At 72.0% G+C, this 1,333-nt stretch carries 1 protein-coding gene; it reads right to left on the bottom strand.

The genetic code is table 11. The features are described 5' to 3' along the window. Positions 1-1,333 (bottom strand): MinD/ParA family protein (locus tag G3I40_RS37180; protein WP_203645454.1); only part of this gene is annotated, 1,333 nt, incomplete at both ends.

Genomic DNA, 1,333 nt, shown 5'->3' with positions numbered 1-1,333 from the left:
CGGCTGCCCCGGCTGGGCGGGCGGCGGACCCTGCGGCGGGTAGGGCGCGGGCTGCTGCTGGCCCGGGTAGGGCGGCTGCTGCCCGGGGTACGGCTGCTGCGGCGGGTAGGGCTGCTGCTGGCCGGGCATCGGCGGGGCCATGGTGGGCGGCTGGTGGCCGTCCGCCTGGGTCCACAGGCCCTGCTGCTGCTGGGCCCGCACGAAGTCCTCGGCGACCATCGCGGAGAGGTTGAAGTACGCCTCCCGCACCTTCGGCCGCATCATGTCGAGGTCGACCTCGGCGCCGGCCGCCAGGTGCTCGTCGAACGGGACGACGACGACACCGCGGCAGCGCGTCTCGAAGTGGCTGACGATGTCCTCCACCTTGATCATCTTGCCGGTCTCGCGGACCCCGGAGATGACCGTGATCGAGCGCGAGACGAGGTCCGCGTAACCGTGCGCGGAGAGCCAGTCGAGCGTCGTACTGGCACTGCTCGCACCGTCGACGGACGGGGTCGAGATGATGATCAACTGGTCGGCCAGGTCCAGGACCCCGCGCATCGCGGAGTAGAGCAGGCCGGTGCCCGAGTCGGTGAGGATGATCGGGTACTGCTTGCCGAGCACGTCGATCGCGCTGCGGTAGTCCTCGTCGTTGAACGTCGTCGAGACCGCCGGGTCCACGTCGTTCGCGATGATCTCCAGGCCGGACGGCGCCTGCGAGGTGAACCGCCGGATGTCCATGTACGAGTGCAGGTGCGGGATCGACTGCACCAGGTCACGGATGGTCGCGCCGGTCTCGCGGCGCACGCGGCGGCCGAGCGTGCCGGCGTCCGGGTTGGCGTCGATCGCGAGGATCTTGTCCTGTCGCTCGGTCGCGAGGGTCGAGCCGAGCGCCGTGGTCGTGGTCGTCTTGCCGACGCCGCCCTTGAGGCTGATCACGGCGATCCGGTAGCAGGAGAGGACCGGCGTGCGGATCAGGTCCAGCTTCCGCTGCCGCTCGGCCTCCTCCTTCTTGCCACCGAGCTTGAAGCGGTTGTTGCCGCCGCCGGGGCGGGTGCTCTTCGCCTTCTGCCGCTTGTTGTTGAGCAGGCGGTCGGCCGACAGCTCGACGGCCGCCGTGTAGCCGAGCGGGGCGCCGCCGACGTTCGTGGGCTGGCGCTGGTCGTGCTGCACGGGCTGCGGCCAGGCGGTACCGGTGCGCGGGTCCGCCTGCGGGGCCTGCGGCTGCGGCTGTGCCTGCTGTCCCTGCGGCGGGATCGGCGGCTGGGGGTAGCCGTAGCCGGGGCCCGGCTGTGCCTGCTGAGGCTGCTGGGGCGGCTGCGGGTAGCCCTGCGGCTGCGGCTGCGGCTGGGGG

Origin of the sequence: Streptomyces sp. SID14478 (genome assembly GCF_010548525.1) — a bacterium.
Classification (GTDB): Bacteria; Actinomycetota; Actinomycetes; order Streptomycetales; family Streptomycetaceae; genus Streptomyces.
This window is presented reverse-complemented; position numbering and strand designations above follow the sequence as displayed.